Origin of the sequence: Pseudomonas gregormendelii (assembly GCF_017114825.1) — a bacterium.
Taxonomy (GTDB): domain Bacteria; phylum Pseudomonadota; class Gammaproteobacteria; order Pseudomonadales; family Pseudomonadaceae; genus Aquipseudomonas; species Aquipseudomonas gregormendelii.
Genome location: NZ_JADEVO010000039.1, coordinates 30,769 through 48,450, shown reverse-complemented (window position 1 = coordinate 48,450; position 17,682 = coordinate 30,769). Strand labels below are relative to the sequence as shown.

Annotated in this window: 14 protein-coding genes and 1 pseudogene; 10 read left to right on the top strand and 5 right to left on the bottom strand. The window is 56.0% G+C overall.

Annotated elements, in window-relative coordinates:
• From IMW75_RS22280 to IMW75_RS22245, 8 genes and pseudogenes are all read left to right on the top strand, one after another.
• A partial coding sequence (locus IMW75_RS22280) for an RHS repeat-associated core domain-containing protein (protein ID WP_205893788.1) occupies positions 1–1,997 on the top strand: 1,997 nt, incomplete at its 5' end.
• An 8-nt stretch (positions 1,998–2,005) separates the two neighbouring features.
• The gene (locus IMW75_RS22275; protein WP_205893787.1) at positions 2,006–2,602 is read left to right on the top strand and encodes an imm11 family protein; all 597 of its coding nucleotides are present in this window, start codon (positions 2,006–2,008) and stop codon (positions 2,600–2,602) included.
• A gap of 158 nt (positions 2,603–2,760) precedes the next feature.
• Positions 2,761–4,197 (top strand): RHS repeat domain-containing protein, encoded by a 1,437-nt coding sequence (locus tag IMW75_RS22270; RefSeq protein ID WP_205893786.1) that lies wholly within the window; start codon positions 2,761–2,763, stop codon positions 4,195–4,197.
• Between the two features lie 11 nt (positions 4,198–4,208).
• Positions 4,209–4,559 carry a hypothetical protein gene (locus IMW75_RS22265; protein ID WP_205893785.1) on the top strand — a complete coding sequence of 117 codons (351 nt, stop codon included), beginning with the start codon at positions 4,209–4,211 and terminating at the stop codon, positions 4,557–4,559.
• 42 nt (positions 4,560–4,601) lie between these two features.
• Positions 4,602–7,234, top strand: a pseudogene (locus IMW75_RS22260) (RHS domain-containing protein); the annotation flags it as partial.
• A gap of 686 nt (positions 7,235–7,920) precedes the next feature.
• Positions 7,921–8,199, top strand: coding sequence for a hypothetical protein (locus IMW75_RS22255; RefSeq protein WP_205893784.1), 279 nt, complete (start codon positions 7,921–7,923; stop codon positions 8,197–8,199).
• 125 nt (positions 8,200–8,324) lie between these two features.
• Entirely contained in the window at positions 8,325–8,612 is a 288-nt protein-coding gene (locus tag IMW75_RS22250) for a hypothetical protein (protein WP_205893783.1), read from the top strand.
• 274 nt (positions 8,613–8,886) lie between these two features.
• Complete coding sequence (locus tag IMW75_RS22245; protein WP_205893782.1) at positions 8,887–9,330, top strand: DUF6386 family protein; 444 nt, start codon at positions 8,887–8,889, stop codon at positions 9,328–9,330.
• Between the two features lie 32 nt (positions 9,331–9,362).
• Here the strand turns inward: IMW75_RS22245 and IMW75_RS22240 are convergent, their stop codons facing one another.
• Positions 9,363–9,995 (bottom strand): response regulator, encoded by a 633-nt coding sequence (locus tag IMW75_RS22240; RefSeq protein ID WP_045062784.1) that lies wholly within the window; start codon positions 9,993–9,995, stop codon positions 9,363–9,365.
• Positions 9,996–10,025: 30 nt separating this feature from the next.
• The gene (locus IMW75_RS22235; RefSeq protein WP_205893781.1) at positions 10,026–11,387 is read right to left on the bottom strand and encodes a cache domain-containing protein; all 1,362 of its coding nucleotides are present in this window, start codon (positions 11,385–11,387) and stop codon (positions 10,026–10,028) included.
• 397 nt (positions 11,388–11,784) lie between these two features.
• On the opposite strand from IMW75_RS22235, the gene IMW75_RS22230 reads away from it, so the two are divergent.
• Both IMW75_RS22230 and IMW75_RS22225 read left to right on the top strand, forming a co-directional pair.
• Positions 11,785–13,842: a carbon starvation CstA family protein gene (locus tag IMW75_RS22230; protein WP_122839521.1), complete on the top strand. Its 2,058-nt coding sequence runs from the start codon at positions 11,785–11,787 to the stop codon at positions 13,840–13,842.
• Between the two features lie 10 nt (positions 13,843–13,852).
• Positions 13,853–14,050 (top strand): YbdD/YjiX family protein, encoded by a 198-nt coding sequence (locus IMW75_RS22225; protein ID WP_122839522.1) that lies wholly within the window; start codon positions 13,853–13,855, stop codon positions 14,048–14,050.
• Between the two features lie 233 nt (positions 14,051–14,283).
• Here the strand turns inward: IMW75_RS22225 and IMW75_RS22220 are convergent, their stop codons facing one another.
• The 3 genes from IMW75_RS22220 to IMW75_RS22210 all read right to left on the bottom strand — a co-directional run bounded on the left by IMW75_RS22220 (position 14,284) and on the right by IMW75_RS22210 (position 17,142).
• Complete coding sequence (locus IMW75_RS22220) at positions 14,284–14,574, bottom strand: hypothetical protein (RefSeq protein ID WP_205893780.1); 291 nt, start codon at positions 14,572–14,574, stop codon at positions 14,284–14,286.
• 155 nt (positions 14,575–14,729) lie between these two features.
• Positions 14,730–14,897, bottom strand: a complete 168-nt coding sequence (locus IMW75_RS22215; RefSeq protein ID WP_205893779.1) for a hypothetical protein — start codon at positions 14,895–14,897, stop codon at positions 14,730–14,732.
• Between the two features lie 91 nt (positions 14,898–14,988).
• Positions 14,989–17,142: a TonB-dependent receptor family protein gene (locus tag IMW75_RS22210; RefSeq protein ID WP_205893778.1), complete on the bottom strand. Its 2,154-nt coding sequence runs from the start codon at positions 17,140–17,142 to the stop codon at positions 14,989–14,991.
• Positions 17,143–17,682 lie beyond the last annotated feature (540 nt).

Genomic DNA, 17,682 nt, shown 5'->3' with positions numbered 1-17,682 from the left:
GCCTGACGGCATTGGTCAATGAAAACAATGCCGCTTACCAGTTTGCCTACGACGCCTCCGATCGCCTGATCGAAGAAAAACGCATCGACAACCTGACCCGCCAGTTCAGCTACAACCTGGGCGGGCACCTGACACGGGTCAACGAAATCGGCTACGGCGAACGCGCCGAACGCCCACAACGGCAGACCGAATTCGAACGCGATTCCATCGGCCGACTGCTGGCCAAACTCAACGCGGACGCGCGCCAGGACTACACCTACGACGACGCAGACCGCTTGCTCACCATCGAGCGCCTGCCTACCGCCAACGGCAAGAAACTCGGCATTTCTGAAGAAAAGCTCGAATTTTCCTACGACTTGCTGGGCCGCCTGATCAAAGAGACCACCCCCCAAGGCGCCTTGTCCTACGACTACGACCCACTGAGTAACCTGACCACCCTGACTTTGCCCACCGGCCAGCACCTGAATCACCTGTACTATGGTAGCGGCCACCTGCACCAACTCAACCTTGACGGCCAGCTCATCAGCGACATGGAACGCGATGACCTGCACCGCGAGGTGCTGCGCACCCAGGGCAAACTCACCAGTTGTTTCGGCTACGACGCGATGGGCCGCAAAGCCTGGCAATTCGCCTCAACATTGCCGGCAGAGAAACTCTCACAGATTCTCAATCCCGGCATTCAGCCTGAGCTGTTGGTAGAACACGCCTACAACCCGATTCACCGCCGTCATCAATACGACCCAGCCGGCGAACTCATTCGCACCCTCGACAAACTGCGCGGCGAGATCAAGTACGAGTACGAAGCCAACGGCCAACTGCACAGCCGTGACACGGGCAAGCTGGTGGACAGTGAAGAGTTCCGATACGACGCGGCGGCGAACCCGCTGAACTTCAACACCAGTCAGTTTGATCACGTGAAAGACAACCGGATCAAGCGGTGGCGGGATCAGGAATATACCTACGATGCGTGGGGCAACCTGATTGAAAAGCGTAGTGGGATGAACAGGCTGCAGACGTTCAGTTACGACTGTGAGAATCGGTTGGTTAAAGCTGAGACGTTGGTGGGCGGCAAGTTGGAAAGCACCGGGGCTTATCGCTACGACAGCCTCGGACGACGTGTTGCCAAGGTGTCGGAGGTCAACGGGGTCACTGAACAGAAGCATTTTCTGTGGCAGGGCTTGCGCATGTTGCGTGAGGAGACGCTGGGGCAGAGTAGCCTTTATGTGTATGAGCCGGGGAGTTATGCGCCACTTGCTCGGGTGGACCAGGAAGAGGGTGGGGAGCAGACGCTTTACTACTTCCATACGGACCAGATTGGTACGCCGCTGGAGATGACTGACCGTGAGGGGCAGATTGTCTGGCAGGCGACGTACAAGGCGTGGGGGGCGGTGGAGCGTCTGGACGTCAATGTAGTCGAGCAGAATCTGCGGTTTCAGGGGCAGTATTTCGATGATGAGACAGGGCTGCATTACAATACGTTTCGGTATTATGATCCGGAGGTGGGGCGGTTTATTACGCAGGATCCGATTGGTCTATCAGGAGGAATGAATTTTTACTCGTATGCACCAAGCCCTAATAACTGGATCGATCCGTTCGGGTGGTGCTCTACGAAGTTAGGTAACAATATGGGTGCAAGATCCGGCGATGGAATGGCGAATCACCATTTGGTACCTGAAGAACTGATAAAAAGCACTCAATTCAAAAGTATGTTTGGAAGGCTGAAAAAAATTGGTTGGGATCCAGATGGAGCATCAAACGGGATTTTTCTGCCGGGTTCCAAAGAGCTAGCCAAAACAACGGGAATGCCTGGGCATTGGTCGAGTCATGGTCAGTATACTGAGGCTGTCAAAAACAAACTTAGTAAGCTAAACAATAATTTAAGCAGCCTTACTGATATGGATCTTGCGCTTGGCGTGAAAAACGTTCAGACATGGGCTGCGCAGGGGCTTGAAGGCGGGTTGTTCAAGCTTGATTCCATAACCGGTCGGCTACTGTGAGGGGAAAAATGAAAGATCTATATATCATTAGTTACGAGCCAGATGGTGAAGGGGCTCCATATTTTTTTGAATTAAGCTGGGTTCCCGATTTGCCGACCTTTCATTATCCTACTGAAAACCCGGAAACGGGGGCATTAAGTCCGCATTACCAAGCTAAGGCAAACGTTTTGGAGCTGAGTGCAGATTGGTTACCCGATCACTTCTTGGCATCCAAAAAGTTTTTGGCAGTCTGTGATTCGTGCGAATGTGAATATGTCAGTAGAGCTGTTGAGCTTACTATTGAGGAGGGGAGAGAACCTAGCAGAGAATATTATTTTTTTGCTGTTACCGAAAGAATTAGAGCCATGGATCTCGAGAAGTCGTCTTTCGTGATCGATAGTAATGCGAAAATAGAAAACGCTGACATACAAAATCCAAATTATGAATGCATTGATAAGCTCGTGATTTCGACAAATGTTGATGCTGATTTGTTTTATTTTGAAGAGATTCATGAAGTTGTTTGCTCCGGGCGCTTTTTGACTGAGTGTGTTAATAGAAAAATCCATGGACTGACCTTCAAAAAAATTGACGATGATTACCGATATGCACCATGGGAGGATTTTTAATCAACCAATTTTAAAGATAGGCCGCGCTAGCGATTGCGAAAAGTGTAACCATCAACCCGACCACGCTGACCCTACCCACGGGCCAGCACCTGAATCACCTGTACTACGGCAGCGGCCACCTGCACCAGCTCAACCTTGACGGCCAGCTCATCAGCGACATGGAACGCGATGACCTGCACCGCGAGGTGTTACGCACTCAGGGCACGCTCACCAGTTGTTTTGGCTATGACGCCATGGGCCGTAAAGCCTGGCAATTCGCCTCGACCTTGTCGGCTGAGAAACTCTCGCAAATCCACAATCCGGGTGTTCAACCCGAGCTGTTGGTGGAGCACGCCTACAACCCGATTCACCGCCGTCACCAATACGACCCGGCCGGCGAACTCATCCGCACCCTCGACAAACTGCGCGGCGAGATCAAGTACGAGTACGAAGCCAACGGCCAACTGCACAGCCGTGATACCGGCAAGCTGGTGGACAGTGAAGAGTTCAGGTACGACGCAGCGGCGAACCGGCTGAACTTTAATACCAGCCAGTTTGATCACGTGAAAGACAACCGGATCAAGCAGTGGCGGGATCAGGAATATACCTACGATGCCTGGGGCAACCTGATTGAAAAGCGCAGCGGGATGAGCCGGCTGCAGACGTTCAGTTACGACTGTGAAAATCGGTTGGTTAAGGCTGAGACGTTGGTGGGCGGCAAGCTGGAAAGTACCGGCGTCTATCGTTATGACAGCTTGGGGCGTCGTGTTGCCAAGGTGTCGGAGGTCAACGGGGTCACCGAGCAGAAGCATTTTCTGTGGCAGGGCTTGCGCTTGTTGCGTGAGGAAACGCCGGGGCAGAGTAGCCTTTATGTGTATGAGCCGGGGAGTTATGCGCCACTTGCTCGGGTGGACCAGGAAGAGGGTGGGGAGCAGACGCTTTACTACTTCCATACGGACCAGATTGGTACGCCGCTGGAGATGACTGACCGTGAGGGGCAGATTGTCTGGCAGGCAACGTACAAGGCGTGGGGTGCGGTGGAGCGTCTGGACGTCAACGCAGTCGAACAGAATCTGCGGTTTCAGGGGCAGTATTTTGATGATGAGACGGGGCTGCACTACAACACGTTTCGGTATTATGATCCGGAGGTGGGGCGGTTTATAACGCAGGATCCGATTGGGTTGTTTGGGGGTGATAATCTTTACCGATATGTACTTAATCCAAATGCTTGGATCGACGCTTTAGGGCTGGCGTGCGAAAAATGGGACGTTAATTCTCATCAGGGTAACAAGAACGCTGTGAAAGGAAAAAATCTGGGCCTAGACTCTCACCACGTTGGCCAAAAAAATCTCATGAAAGATTTGGTAGAGGGCTATGATCCGGCAACTGCTCCTGCAATGCTTGTTCCCCGCGTTGGGCATACCGTTTCTAAAGAAGGGGTAGGTATCGTATCCAGGAGCGGTTTAAATGCGAAGACAGGACTACCGTTTACTAGTGCGCGCGATGTCGTTGCGCGAGACATCAAAGAGCTTAGGCGTGTTTATCCCGACGTGCCCAATACCAAGCTTCAAGAGTTAATATCTCTAAATAAATTTATGTATCCAGAAATGCGATGAGAGGCCGATTTATGAATTTAGATAAAAAGTTTGCAGTTGCGATATTTAATGAATTGTATGAAAAAAATTTTTCGCAATATACGGAATCTCTAAGTAAGCCATTTAATACCGGCACTGACCCATATGCCAAAGCAAGAAACGCATTGGCTTCGCTCAGTAGTGATGAAAAGGCTGATGTATTTGCCTTCTTCAAAGTGGTCATGGCGGACAGTGCTTCGGTGATATTGGGTACTCTGGATGGAGTGCATTTTCCCGATGATTTAGATGGTGATTTCATCGTTACATGTGACGGCGATGAAATTCAAGGCGATCTCATGGATCTCTTTATTGAGAAGGCTCAAGATAATAATATATACGGCTGACTGTAGTTTTTGTTGCGGTCAGAACGAGCTGTGTGAGTGTGATATTTCCTGCATTTCACCCGCACGGTCGACGGCACGCTGACCGACATCAGCGCCACCGGCGGCGTTCGTGTGCACCTGCATTACGACAACCCGCTGGGTCGCCTGACCGATGTCAAACGCGTCGTCGACAATCAGGCCGTCGAAACCCTGGTGCAGTATCGCTACGACGACAATGGCCAACTCGTCGAGGTGATCAATCGCAACAACGATTCGGTCCGCCGCTTCAGTTACGCCGACGGCGTCACAGCAATGCCTTGGGCCTGACCTGCAACTACCGTTGGGAAACCATCGCAGAGCAACCTCGAGTGGTGGAACACTGGACCAGCGATGGCGAGCACTTCCATTTTCGCTACGACATAGCTGCCCGCACCACGTGGATCACCGATGTACTCGGGCGCGAAGCTGAACTTCATTACAACAGCGATAACCGCGTCACCTCGAGCCGCGACTTCGGTGGCGAACACTACGTTATAGAAATTGACGACACCGGCAACATGACCGGCCTCACATTGCCCGATGGCAATACCGTCAAGCTCAAGTACGACGAGTACGCTCGGCTGGTCGAAGAAACTGATCCGCTCGGTCGCAAGATCAAATACCAGTACCACCACCTGACCACCCTGGTCACGCAGGTTGATTACCCAGACGGCAGCACCTGGAAAGCCCGCTACGACGCCAAGGGCAACCTCATCGCCGAAGTCGATGCGCTGGGCAACAAGACCGAATACCTCAACAGCGACGACGGCCTGCCACACACCATCATCGACGCCACAAGCAAGTCCAAATACCTGTGGTGGAACACCCTGGCCCAGGTCGAACGCTTCCAGGATTGCTCGGGCAAAAACACCCGGTACCGCTTCGACGAACGCCATCACCTCGTCGCCGTCACCGATGCCCTGAACCAGACCACCACGCTGGAACGCAAACCCGACGGCGAAGTGCTGCGCATCCAGCACCCGGACGGCAGCGCCGAGTCCTTCACCTACAACGCCCTCGGCCAGGTCCTGACGCATACCGACGGTAAAGGCCAGACCACGCGTCTATTGCGCACTGCTCGAGGTCTGCCAAGCAGCCGCCAGGACGCCAAGGGCCAGCGCATCCGTTACGAGTACGACCAGGCCATTCGCCTGACCGCGCTGGTCAACGAAAACAACGCGGCGTACAAGTTCGCCTACGACGCGTCCGATCGTTTGATCGAAGAAAAACGCATCGACAACCTGACTCGCCAGTTCAGCTACAACCTCGGCGGGCACCTGACGCGAGTCAACGAAATCGGCTACGGTGAGCGCGCCGAACGTCCGCAGCGCAGCACCGAATTCGAACGCGATGCCATCGGCCGCCTGCTGGCCAAACTCAACGCGGACGCGCGCCAGGACTACACCTACGACGACGCAGACCGCTTGCTCACCATCGAGCGCCTGCCGACCGCTAACGGCAAGAAACTCGGCATTTCTGAAGAAAAGCTCGAATTCTCCTACGACTTGCTGGGTCGCCTGATCAAAGAGACCACCCCCCAAGGCGCCTTGTCCTACGACTACGATCCACTGACCACCCTGACTTTGCCTACCGGCCAGCACTTGAACCACCTGTACTACGGCAGCGGCCACCTGCACCAACTCAACCTCGACGGCCAGCTCATCAGCGACATGGAACGCGATGACCTGCACCGCGAGGTGCTGCGCACCCAGGGCAAACTCACCAGTTGTTTCGGCTACGACGCCATGGGCCGCAAAGCCTGGCAATTCGCCTCGACGTTGCCGGCAGAGAAACTATCGTAGATTCTCAATCCCGGTATTCAGCCTGAGCTGTTGGTAGAACACGCCTACAACCCAATCCATCGCCGTCATCAATACGACCCGGCCGGCGAACTCATCCGCACCCTCGACAAACTGCGCGGCGAGATCAAGTACGGGTACGAAGCCAACGGCCAACTGCACAGCCGTGATACCGGCAAGTTGGTGGACAGTGAGGAGTTCCGATACGACGCGGCGGCGAACCGGCTGAACTTCAACACCAGTCAGTTTGATCACGTGAAAGACAACCGGATCAAGCAGTGGCGGGATCAGGAATATACCTACGATGCCTGGGGCAACCTGATTGAAAAATGCAGCGGGATGAGTCGGCTGTAGACGTTCAGTTATGACTGTGAGAATCGGTTGGTTAGAGCTGAGACCTTAGTGGGCGGCAAGCTGGAAAATGCCGGAGTTTATCGTTATGACAGCTTGGGACGTCGCGTTGCCAAGGTGTCGGAGGTCAACGGGGTCACTGAACAGAAGCATTTTCTGTGGCAGGGCTTGCGCTTGTTGCGTGAGGAAACGCCGGGTAAGAGCAGCCTTTATGTCTATGAGCCGGGGAGCTATGCGCCGTTGGCTCGGGTAGATCAGGTCGAGGATGGAGAGCAGGCGCTTTACTACTTCCATACCGACCAGATTGGTACGCCGCCGGAGATGACTGACCGTGAGGGGCAGATTGTTTGGCAGGCGACGTATAAGGCGTGGGGGGCCATCGAAACGCTGGCGGTGAACGAGGTTGAGCAGAACCTGAGGTGTTCATGTTCAAGTTGGCCCTGTCGGTCCGCACATATTTGGCGGACGTCTGTACCCAGGCGGAGGAAGTCAAATTCAGATTTTTAATTATCAGGACAGGGCTAAGATGAAGCCGGTAGGAAAAACCAAGAGCGCTACATTCTAGTGGTTGTGGAGGTTAAATGAGCGTTATTGAAATCTTTCTGTCATAGACAATCTTGGATCGTATGATCGCGCTGCCAACCCTCACGGTTTAAGCGTCTGGGAGCTTTTGCCTACGGGAGTCTCATGGTCGTTTCTTGAATGTTCGTACAAGATCAAAAATCCCCACAAACTGATTCCTAAATTATTACTGGACGGTATTGGCATAGCGGTCGTAATTGCTCCTTTTGATATACATGAAAATGAGGCCCTGATTGTCAAGCCTGACGGAGACCTAATGTGGGATGTCCGTGCTGCTGCAAAAGCTATAATTGGCCAAGGTGTCTTTTCTGATGTGCGTTATGTATCCGGGTCGCTGTGTTTTTTTTGTAAATATTAATGGCTTGGATTACAGATTTTCGTTTGATGTTGTTTCTGGAGCAGTCGGTGTGTTAACTCCTTCATATTGAATTCATCGCGTAATCATCTGATTGTAGTAGTTTCCTGATTTTGTATTTCGTTTTTTTTGCCTTGGTGTTTTGTATTCGGGGGGAGTAACCTTGTCTTCAGCGATATTATTGCTTGCCATGTGTCACACTCTATATATGGGCGTCAGCGTTGACTGAGAGTTTTTGCAATTCAAGGAGTGGCCAATGAATAAACATAAGATGCTGGGTTTGTTACTGGATGTGCTAGATGAGTTGCGACTTATTAAGGGAGGACGTGGGGAAAACCCTCTTTACTCGGTGATTAGTAGTTACGAAGAAGCGGTGCGGAATTTGGAGAAGGATGAGTTTACTGAAAATCCTATCAAAAATTCACCTCGAGTATATTTAGAAATCTATAGCGACTATGATCATCCCTTGCTTCAGAAAATGGATTATGCGCAGCGACAATTAAATTTTTTCATTGTGGCTGGTACTCGAAAGTGAAGTGGCAATTGATGTGCTGGCTAAGCTTTGCCGACATTTACCGGAGGGTGCGACAGTAGATGAAAATCGGAGGAAGGTGATGAGCTCAGTATGGGATTACTTGGCGACCTTGGAGGGCTGATGGCATGAAAGATTCTAAAAAAACTGTTGAACTGGTTGGTCGAGCTATAGCAGGTATTGATGAGGCACTACTACGTCACCGTAAAGATGTTTCCTCAAGCACAGCTGTCAATCAACTTGTCATATTTAAGCACAGCTTACTGCATGTTTTGAATATAATTGCTTCGGGCAATATCCCCCACAACAGTAATCGTGAGCTTGGATTGGCGCGGGTTATTGTAGATCAGTGGACTGAGAATCTTGAGCTGGGGCTACTGATTATTGATGCAGAACAAGCTTACAAGAGTTTGTAAGCGCGCTCTAGTCTGAGGCCTGGTGCCGAGACCTAGAAGTCAGTGGGTTTTGAATTTTCTTTGAGATTGTTTTTTGCAATTACTTCAGTTTGGTTTAGTAGTGCCAATTACTACTTTGCGCTAACAAGGTTGTAAGTGAGCTCTGAGCGCTACAAACTAGATATATGCAGTTCTCGGAACTGTTTTTTTTCTGAAGGCTTTGCCGCATTTCATGAATCCGTCATTAAGTTTGCAGGATTCGCGCTAAGTTTTAAAAGAGGGTCAGCAATTTCATATGAATAAAAAAATCTCCGTCAGCACAGACACTGCCACCATCGTGATATTCGACCTTGCCGCTATCAAGCATAGAATTACAGATGCGCCGGATTGGTGGAGTATCTTGGAAGATGAAATATTTGAAATGAATGCTGGTAATATAGCGTTTTGTGGCATGGGGCAGGATGGTGATTTCACTATTAATATAGTGAGTGACATAGGCTTTGACTTCGGGTTATTGTTTATTGACTTTCCTTCTGGTCAAGTGTTCATTGGTGCAGGAGAAGATACGACAGGTGGAGGCTTGGAGCCAGATTTTTCTGAAGCTATTCAGGGTGACATAATAAATCTCAGTTCCGGATTTTATCTGGTTAAATATAAAAGAGTGGCTGACTGTTTGGAGCTTGCGTTTCTTCCGTCAAAGCAGAGACTTAATTATTTTAACGATCCAATAAAGCTATGAGCCGTGGGCGACGCCCTCGTCCGTCGGAACGCCTACCGCGAAATAATCCCATGATCAATCGCGTACTTCACCAACGCCGCCGGCTTATCGATATTCAACTTGCGACGAATGCTCAATCGATGCGTCTCAACAGTCCGCACGCTGATATCCAGTTCCCTTGCCATTTCCTTGTTGTTCAACCCCTGAGCCATTTTGTACAGCACCTGACTCTCCCGTGGTGTCAACTCAGTGTCAGTGTTTTTGTCGGCGATCAGGCGCTGGGCGATTTCGGCGCTGTAGAAGGAGCCGCCGTTGGTGATGGCGTCGATGGCGGCGATGATTTCCCGGGAGGGTGAGTTTTTCAGGACGTAGCCGCTGGCGCCGGCGCGCACGGATTCGCTGACGTATTCGTGATTGTCGTACATGCTCAGCACCAGCACTTTGAGCGCCGGGTAGCGGTTGCGCAGCAGCCGGGTGAGTTCCAGGCCGTTCATGTCCTTGAGGCCGATGTCGACCAGTACCAGGTCGGGTTGGCAACGCCCGATCATGTCGATGGCGTCTGCGCCGTTTTCGGCTTCACCGACGACTTCCAGGTTGGCCATGACGGACAGCAGGGCCTTGATGCCGTCGCGGACCAGGGAGTGGTCGTCGACCAGGGCGACGCGGATCGGGGAGGGCAGGTTCATCGCGGCTATTCACTCTTGTTGTGGTGGTGATCAGCGGGGAGCGCCGGTGGGTTTGAGGGGCAGCAGTACGTCGAGTTCGCTGCGGCCCGGTGTCGATGTCAGGGTGAACTGGCCGCCGAAGTGGTCGACTCGCTCGCGGATATTACGCAGGCCGATGCCGGTGTGGCGACGTTCGACCTGGGCGACGTTGAAGCCGATGCCGTCGTCGACCAGGGTCAGGCGCACGCCCTGTGGGCAGCCGTGCAGGGTGATGTCGACGTTGCTGGCCTGGGCGTGGCGTTCGATATTGGTCAGGCCTTCCTGGACGATGCGAAACAGCGAGACGGCGGCGCCGTCGACGAGGTCGCAGGCGAATTCGTTGTCGTTGTAGTTCACTTTGAGGCCGCTGCGTTGTTCGAATTCGGCGGCGAGCTGGCCGATTGCGGCGGGCAGGCCGAGGGTGTCGAGCAGGGATGAGCGCAGGTCATGGGACAGGCTGCGCACTTCGCCGATGGCTTCGCCCAGGCGTTCGGTGGCTTCGCGCAGGATGCCCAGGCCGCGGTCCTGGCCGTTTTCCAGCACCAGGCTGGCCAGTTCGAACTGGAATTTGATCGACACCAGCACCTGGCTGATGCCGTCGTGCAGCTCGCGGGAGACCCGGGAGCGTTCTTCTTCCTGCAGGCTGACGATGCGTTGGGTCAGGCGCTGGAGTTTTTTGTCGGCGAGGCGGTGTTCGCTGACGTTGAGGGTCATGCCGCTGGCGAAGACCAGCAGTACCGCGACCAGGGCCACGGCGGCGATGGCGAGCATGGTTTTGCGGATGCCTTGGGCAACTTCGTCACGGGCTTGCTGGGTGGCGCGTTCGACGTCTTCGAGATAGATGCCGGTGCCGAGCATCCAGCCCCAGCGGTCGAGCATGATCACGTAGGCGAGTTTGTCGGTGACCTGGCCGGAGGAGGGTTTGTTCCAGGCGTAGCGCTGGAAGCCTTCGCCGGATTGGGCGCTTTTCAGCAGGGCCTGGATGACCGGCAGGCCGTGGGGGTCTTGCATGTCCCAGAGGTATTTGCCCACCAGTTCGGACTGGCGCGCGTGCATCAGGCTGCGGCCTTCGCGGTCGTAGACGAAGAAGTAGCCGTTGATGCCGAAGCTGAGTTTGCGCAGTTCTTCCAGGACTTTTTGCTGGGCCTGGGCGTCGCCGTGGCCGTCGTCGTAGAGGGGGGCGATGAGGCTTTGCGCCATTTCGACGTAGTTTTTCAGTTCGGCGCGCTTGCTGGCCAGGATGCTGTCTTCGATGAGCTGGGCCTGCTGGTCGCCGAGTTGGCGGTTGAGGGAGATCACCAGGGCGCAGATGACGGCGATGGCCAGGACCAGCGGCAGGATCCCGAGGGCAACGATTTTGTGTTTGAGCTGCATCTGGGCTCCTGTCCGGGCCGAGGGGAAAGCGAGGGCCCGGCATCATATGCCAAAGATACGCGGGTTCTGTAGCGCTGCTGGACGGAATGGCCTGTAGCGGGGATTTCGATCAATTGAAATGCCAAACCCCTTTTGAGAGCGAGCCTGCTCGCGATAGCGGTGGATCAGCCAGCATCATTGTTGAATGACACACCCTATCGCGAGCAGGCTCGCTCCCACAGGAGTGGGCTTGGGCATCTAAACGATGGGGCGTCTACGTAGAACTACGTAGTCCGGTTGTACGTAGTTCTGCGGATTTATTTGTGGACGGCATGCGCGGATATTGGGCCCGCTCCGCACAGCGGACACAATTATAAAAATTACCGCCGCAGCCATGCGCTGTCGGCAGGAGACGCATATGCCCCGTCTGGCTAAACACCTTGCCTGGTTTGCCGTGGCTGTCCTGGGAGCGTTCGCGCTGAGTGTCGTGGCCCTGCGCCGCGGCGAAGCCATCAACGCCCTGTGGATCGTAGTCGCAGCAGTCGCCATCTACCTCGTCGCTTATCGCTACTACAGCCTGTTCATCGCCAACAAGGTGATGCAGCTGGACCCCAACCGAGCCACGCCTGCCGTGCTCAACAACGATGGTCTGGACTACGTTCCCACCAATAAACACGTGCTGTTCGGTCACCACTTCGCGGCCATCGCCGGCGCGGGGCCTTTGGTGGGTCCGGTACTGGCGGCGCAGATGGGTTATCTGCCCGGTACCCTGTGGCTGATCGCCGGTGTGGTGCTGGCCGGTGCGGTGCAGGACTTCATGGTGCTGTTCCTGTCCACCCGCCGCAACGGCCGCTCCCTGGGCGATATGGTGCGTGAGGAAATGGGCCGCATCCCTGGCACCATCGCCTTGTTCGGCTGCTTCCTGATCATGATCATCATCCTCGCGGTGCTGGCGCTGATCGTGGTCAAAGCCCTGGCCGAAAGTCCGTGGGGCATGTTCACCGTGATGGCCACCGTACCGATCGCGATGTTCATGGGCATCTACATGCGCTACATCCGCCCGGGCCGCATTGGCGAGATCTCGGTGGTGGGCGTGTTGCTGCTGCTGGGCTCGATCTGGCTGGGTGGGCAGATTGCTGCTGATCCGGTGTGGGCCAAGGCGTTTACCTTCACCGGGATCCAGATCACCTGGATGCTGATTGGTTACGGGTTTGTCGCTGCGGTGCTGCCGGTGTGGCTGATCCTGGCACCCCGCGACTACCTGTCGACCTTCCTTAAAATCGGCACCATCGTGGCCCTGGCGATCGGCATTCTGGTGACCATGCCAGACCTGAAAATGCCAGCCCTGACCCAGTTCATCGACGGCACTGGCCCGGTGTGGAAAGGCGGTCTGTTTCCGTTCCTGTTTATCACCATCGCCTGTGGTGCGGTGTCAGGTTTCCATGCGCTGATCGCTTCCGGCACGACGCCGAAGTTGCTGGCCAGCGAGGGGCATGCCCGTTACATCGGTTACGGCGGCATGCTGATGGAATCCTTCGTGGCGATCATGGCCATGGTCGCCGCTTCGGTGATCGAACCGGGTGTGTACTTCGCCATGAACAGCCCGGCGGCGATCGTCGGTTCCGACGCGGTGACGGTTGCGCAGACGGTCAGCAGCTGGGGCTTTGCGATCACGCCGGACGCGCTGGAAGCGGTGGCCCGGGATATCGGCGAGACCACCATCCTGGCCCGTGCCGGTGGTGCGCCGACCCTCGCGGTGGGTATCGCGCAAATCCTGCACCAGTTGCTGCCGGGTGAAAACACCATGGCGTTCTGGTACCACTTCGCGATTCTGTTTGAAGCGTTGTTTATCCTGACGGCGGTGGACGCCGGTACCCGTGCCGGGCGCTTCATGCTGCAGGACTTGCTCGGCTCGTTTGTGCCGGCGCTGAAACGCACCGAGTCCTGGGCCGCCAACCTGATTGCCACCGCTGGCTGTGTGGCGATGTGGGGGTATCTGCTTTACCAGGGCGTGATTGATCCGCTGGGTGGCATTAACACCTTGTGGCCGCTGTTTGGTATCTCCAACCAGATGCTGGCGGGTATCGCGCTGATGCTGGCGACGGTGGTGCTGATCAAGATGAAACGTCAGCGTTATGTGTGGGTGACCATGCTGCCTGCGGTGTGGTTGTTGATCTGCACCACGACTGCCGGTTTCATCAAGCTGTTCGATGCCAACCCGGCGATCGGTTTCCTCGCGCTGGCGAAGAAGTACAGCGATGCGCTGGCCAACGGGCAGATTCTGGCGCCGGCCAAGGACATCAACCAGATGCAGCACGTGATCTACAACGCCTACACCAACGCAACGCTGACGGCGCTGTTCCTGCTGGTGGTGTTCAGCATCCTGTTCTTTGCCCTGAAGGTCGGTATTGCCGCCTGGGGTAGCAAGGAGCGCACGGATAAGGAAGCACCGTATCAGGCGCTGCCAGAGGCCTGAGGAGGGCAGCATGTTTAATGACTTGAGTCGGCTGGGCAAGTACCTGGGGCAGGCGGCGCGGTTGATGGTGGGGATGCCTGACTATGACAACTACGTCGAGCACATGCAGACCCGGCACCCGGACCAGCCGATGATGGATTATGAGATGTTCTTCAGGGAGCGGCAGGAGGCGCGGTACGGGAGCAAGGCCGGGCCGAAGTGTTGTTGATTTGTTGAATGCTTGAGTAATACCTGTGGGAGCCAGCCTGCTGGCGATGGACTTCAACGATGACGCGTGCATTCTGGACGTACGCGTCGTTGTTGAGTTCATCGCCAGCAGGCTGGCTCCCACAGTTGTTTTTGCAGTGACTGCTGGCTCCCACAGTTGCTTGCGCAGTGACTGCTGGTTCCCACAGTTGTTTGTGCAGTGACTGATAGTGTTCGCAGCAAACTGAGCTGCGATCAGCTACCGCCGCTGCCACCGCTGCTGCTGCCGCCACCGGCCTTGTCCGCACCGCCCGCCTTGGAACCGCTGGGCGTTGGGCCGTTGTCGGTGGTGTTGCCGTCCGAGCCTTGAGGCAGCGAGGCAGCATCCGGATCGGCGTTGGTGGCTTTAGGCGCCGGGTCGCGGGTCTGGCTGGTGCCATCCGCCGACGGCGTGCCACTGGTGGATTCGCCGGCCGCGAAAGCGTTGAGCGAGAAGGCAGACATGACGCCTGCAAGCGTGAGCACCGCAATTTTTCTGTTCATCATGTTGAATCTTCCTTGCGAGTGGTTAACACAGCATTGGAAGGATGCCCCGGCCATAGGTGCTGGCCAGTGGACGAACGGTAGGGTGCGATTTTTCGTGGCAGCTGGCGCCGCCTGCGCGGGTGCGTGAGGCGGCTCAGCGTGTTTATCGGTGGTGTTTAACGGCGCAGACGAATCTTCTGCCAGTTATCGTCGCTGGTGAGCGTCCCCGTATCGCCGCGTACGGCGTACAGGGTCGCCCGATACAGCGCAGTGAAGCGCGAGCAGTGCAGCCCGCGAAGTTTTTGGTAGGCCCAGGTCCAGCCGTGCTTGGGTGTATTGCCCATACGTCTTCCTCTGTCCAGTTCGTCCCTGACCTGAGGTTAGCAGCGAACCAGGCAGAGTGGGGCGAGTTGGATCCAAGCCCCGGTCCCGACATCAGTAGCGCATTTCCACCGCCACATAGGCGCCGATCCCGTCACCCGGGTACAGGGATGCGGTGTCCTGCCCCTTGGCGTCGTAGAGCGGCTGCACCGCCGTGACGTATTTTTTGTTCGCCAGGTTTTTCAGGTCCAGCGAGACTTTCCAGTCCTTGTTCGGCGTTTCGTAGCCCACGTTCGCGCCGAAAATGGTGTAGGAGGGCGCATAAAAACTGTTGGCGTAATCCACCGCCGTGCGCGAGGCCGACTGCACGTTGACCCCGGTGTAGAAGCCGCTCGGATGTTCGTACTGCACTTCGCCCTGGTACACGTGTTTGGGAATGCCCGGCAGTTGGTTGTCGCCGAAGGTTGGGTCATCGCGATAGTAGAAGTCGTTGTAGGTGTACACCTGACGCAGGGAGACCTGCTCGCCGCTGTCGTTGTCCCACAGGCGAGTGTTTAAACCGGCTTCAACGCCCTGGTGAATCGTCGGCGTGGCGTTAAACGCGCCGGTGACGGCGGCAGCGGTAGGGGTGGCGCCGATCAACTGGACGTTGAGCAACTCGTCCTTCACCCACGAGCGATACAGCGCCAGGCTGCCGTCGAAAATCCCCGCGGAACCCTTGATGCCGACCTCCACGGTGTTGGCTTTCTGTTCCACCAGCGGCCGCACATAAGGCGCGGTGGGGCCGGAGCCCGAATATTCCCAGGACGCCGGAGGGTCGACCGAGCGGCTGACGTTGGCGAACACCTGCAGGTCTGGATTGAACTGGTAGCGCACACCGATCCGCGGCGCCAGGCTCCAGTTGTCGTAGGTCACGTCGGTGGGGAAGGCGGTGGTGTTGGCCACCAGCGACTCCTTGACGTTGGCGTGGCGACGCACGTTGATGGCGGACACGCCGGTGGTGAGCCACAGGTCGTCGACCAGTTCCAGGTCGTTACCCAGCGAGAACACGTGGTCGAAGGACGAGCCGTAGTCCACCCGCTTGCGCGTCTGCTTGTTGGCGAAGGCGGAGTCGACTTCGCCCTTGAGGTGTTCGGTGGAGGTGAAGGCGATGCTGGAGCGGCTTTCGTGGCCGAACCATTGATCAGTGCGGTCGTAGTTGATCACGGCGCTGAGGTCGTGCCAGGTCCAGAAGCTTGGGTTGCTCGGGCTGTTGGGGCTGTTGTTGTGGGCGTACTCGTAGTAGGCCAGGCCCACGGACAAGGTGGCGTCGTCGTCGAAGGTGTAGGTGGTCTTGCTGCCGGCCCAGACGCTGCCCGGGCGACGGCTGCCGGCGCCGCTGGAGGCAGCGGTGGCGCTGGCGCGGTCGCTGTGGTGCTTGACCTGGTCCAGGGTAGTGGCGCTCGGGTCGTTGTGGTACTCGTCGCGGTAGCGCAGCATCAGCTGGGTTTCGAGCTTGGGGCTGAATGTGTAGCCGAAGTTGGCGACCACGCCCTGGCTTTTTGACAGGCTGTAGTCGCGAAAGCCGTCGCTGCGATAGTTGTCGGCGTTGATGTAGTAATCGAAGTCGCCCTCGACTCCGCCGAAGCTGGCGCTTTGTTTGTTGTAGCCATAGCTGCCGGCCTCTGCCCGCAGACGCAGGCCGGGGGCGGTGTAGCCGGTCTGGTTGACGAAGTTGATCGCGCCGCCCAGGCTCAAGGCGCCGTACTGGAAGGCGTTGGCGCCGCGCAGGATTTCGGTGTAGTTGACCCCGGAGCCGTTGAGGAATTCGTAGGGTGTGCCGCCGGGGCCGGTAATGGGCAGGCCGTTGAAGAGGAATTTGATGCCTTCGCGGAAGTAGCCGGGCGAGGTGTTGGCGCCCGAGCCGCGGATGGAAATTTTGGCGGCGTCGTTGCCGCCGGTGGATTGCACGAATACGCCGGGTTGGTAGGCGAGGGTGTCTTGCAGGGTGGCGGTGCGGCCTTTGGACACTTGTTCGCTGTCGACGATGCTGGTGCCGCCGGGTACTTGGTCGAGCTGGGTTTTTGCGGTTTCGGCGGGTGTGGCTTGCTGGCCTTTTACGGTGACGGTTTGCAGTTGTGGTTCGGTTGAGCCAGTGGTGGTTTGTTCATTTGCCTGGGCGGCGCCTGAGAGCAACAGGGCGGAGCTTAGTCCTACTGTTGTTAACCAGGTGGCCTGGCGGATGGCGTGCGCTAACGTGTGTAGCTCTCCCCGGAATACTGATTGCATCAAAGTTAATCCCCAATGAATAGATAGAGTTGTCTGGGCTTTCTATTCGTATAGTCATGCTTGGGTTGGGTCTAAGCAGTAAGTGTGCCAGTGCTTCTTTTCGCTCTTTGGGTGGGTGTTTGATTGTGAAGTTTGCTGTTGGGGGTTCTTTTATTTGGATTGGTGTTTGTGGGGCAACACTTGAGTGTACATATCCGTTTTTGCCGTGACAGCGGGCCATACCGTTTCTCCTGTAGGAGCTGTCGAGTGAAACGAGGCTGCGATCTTTTGATCTTGCTTTTGTGTACATATCCATTGCTGCGGTAACGGCGGCTTATGGTTCCGCCCTTACGGCGGGTCACTTTTGATAGAGCGCAAAAGTAACCAAAACGCTCTTGCCCCACCACTCGGCACCTCGCCTAGGCTCGGTGTGCCCTCACTCCGGCATTGCTCCGCGGGTCGCCGCGATGGGCCATCCCTGGCCCAGCGCGGCTAAACCGGCATCCTTGCCGGTTTCCCCGCTGCGCAATGCCTGCGTTCGGCCAGCGTGGTTAACGGGGC